The sequence below is a fragment of the Stenotrophomonas sp. HMWF003 genome (assembly GCF_003061285.1).
GTDB lineage: Bacteria > Pseudomonadota > Gammaproteobacteria > Xanthomonadales > Xanthomonadaceae > Stenotrophomonas > Stenotrophomonas maltophilia_AP.
This window is the reverse complement of record NZ_QAIW01000290.1, coordinates 1447-3106: the sequence shown is the minus strand read 5'-3', so window position 1 is coordinate 3106 and position 1660 is coordinate 1447. Positions and strand designations below refer to the sequence as shown.

At 66.9% G+C, this 1660-nt stretch carries 2 protein-coding genes; both read right to left on the bottom strand.

Features of this window, described 5'->3' with window-relative positions; all coding sequences use genetic code 11:
• The coding region (gene tssI, locus DBR34_RS22840) for a type VI secretion system tip protein TssI/VgrG (protein WP_258223860.1) at positions 1 to 1000 on the bottom strand (1000 nt) is incomplete at its 3' end.
• A gap of 214 nt (positions 1001 to 1214) precedes the next feature.
• Positions 1215 to 1660: hypothetical protein (locus DBR34_RS22835; protein ID WP_258223859.1), on the bottom strand; the 446-nt coding region annotated here is incomplete at its 5' end.

Below are 1660 nucleotides of genomic sequence, written 5' to 3'. Positions count from 1 at the left end.
CTTCAGCACCGCGGCCGATGAAGTCCGGCTGCTGCTCCAGGGTGAAGCAGCCGCCCGCCTGCAGCCCGGCGGCGTTGCCGGCGCATTCGAACAGCTTGGTGGGCCACGCGGTTTCTTCATTGCGCACCGCCGCCAGCGCCTCGCCAATACGGCTGTCGGCGAAGCGGGCCGCACCGTCGTAACGGTACTGGGTAAGTTCGGGCAGCACGCCCCGCGGCGCCTCGTTGCCACGCACCACGCGCAAGGGAGTACTGGGCTGCTTGAAGTCGAAACTGCTCAGCGCATGCGCGCCCGGCCCCACCCGGCGGCGGGCACCCCAGCGGTGCAGGCCGGTCTGCTGCTGTACGCCCTGATCCGCCCGGAAGTACACCGGGGCCGGCTCGCCCAGCGCCACGCTCAGGGTGGAGTCGTCGCTGAGCAGCAGGGTGTGCCCCTCTTCATCGTGGCGGAAGCTGTAGTAGATGCCGGCGTCTTCGAGCAGGCGCGAGACGAAGGCGAAATCGGACTCGTTGTACTGCACGCAGTAGGGCAGCCTGGGTAGCTTGCCGGTGTCCAGGTCGTAGTCGAAGCGGGCCAGGTCGGGGTAATCGGCGAACACCGTTTCCACGATCTTCAGCACGTTCATGTCCTGGAAGATGCGGCAGTTGCTGGTGTAGTCCAGGAAGGCGAACCACGGCGCGATCTCGGCGCGGTAGGCGCTGAACTGCGCCTCGCGGCCGGTGCTGGCGAACTCGCGCACGTAGCCGTGGATGCCATGGCCGCCGAACTCGTCGCCCAGGATCAGCCGCAGCGGCTGGCCCACCAGCTGCTTGAGCTCCAGCCGGGGCTGCACCGAGAGCAGCTCGACCTGGTAGGCGAAGGGATGGGACACGCGTTCGCTGCCGTCGAACCGCTTGACCAGGAAGGTCTGCGGGTCCAGCACGGTATCGACACGGATCAGGCGGTGGTCCTGGTGCAGGCGCATGAGCGCGTGACCGGCGGTGAGGGCTTCGGCATACATCGGGCGTTCCTTCGTCCCATGACTTCGAGATCCCGACTCTGCCATCTCTGCATGACGCGCGCCAACATTCTGACGCGGATATTGCGTAAACCGCTTCAGCTTTGTGCAAGCGGAAGGGGGAGGGGGCAACCAGAACGGTTCCCCGCGCGCAGGGCGGCACACCCCTGCAACCGCATCACGGCGCCCGCCCGCAGGCAGGCGCCGTGGTCACGCCTTACTTGCGGGCGCGCTTGGCCGGAGCCTTGCGGGCCACCGGCTTGGCAGCACGCTTGGCCGGGGCGGCCTTGCGGGCAACGGCCTTCTTGGCAACGGCGGTCTTCTTGCCGACAGCCTTCTTGGCCACGGCGCTCTTCTTGGCGACGGCCTTCCTGGCAACGGCGGTCTTCTTGCCGACGGTCTTCTTGGCGACGGCGACCTTCTTGCCGACAGTCTTGCGGGCGACGGCGGTCTTCTTGCCGACAACCTTCTTGGCCGCTGCGGTCTTCTTGCCGACGGCCTTCTTGGCCACGGCAACCTTCTTGCCAACGGTCTTCTTGGCCACGGCGGTCTTCTTGCCGACAACCTTCTTGGCGGTCGCGGACTTCTTGGCCACAGCCTTCTTGGCCACGGCGACCTTCTTGCCGACGGTCTTCTTGGCCACGGCGGTCTTCTTGCCGACAG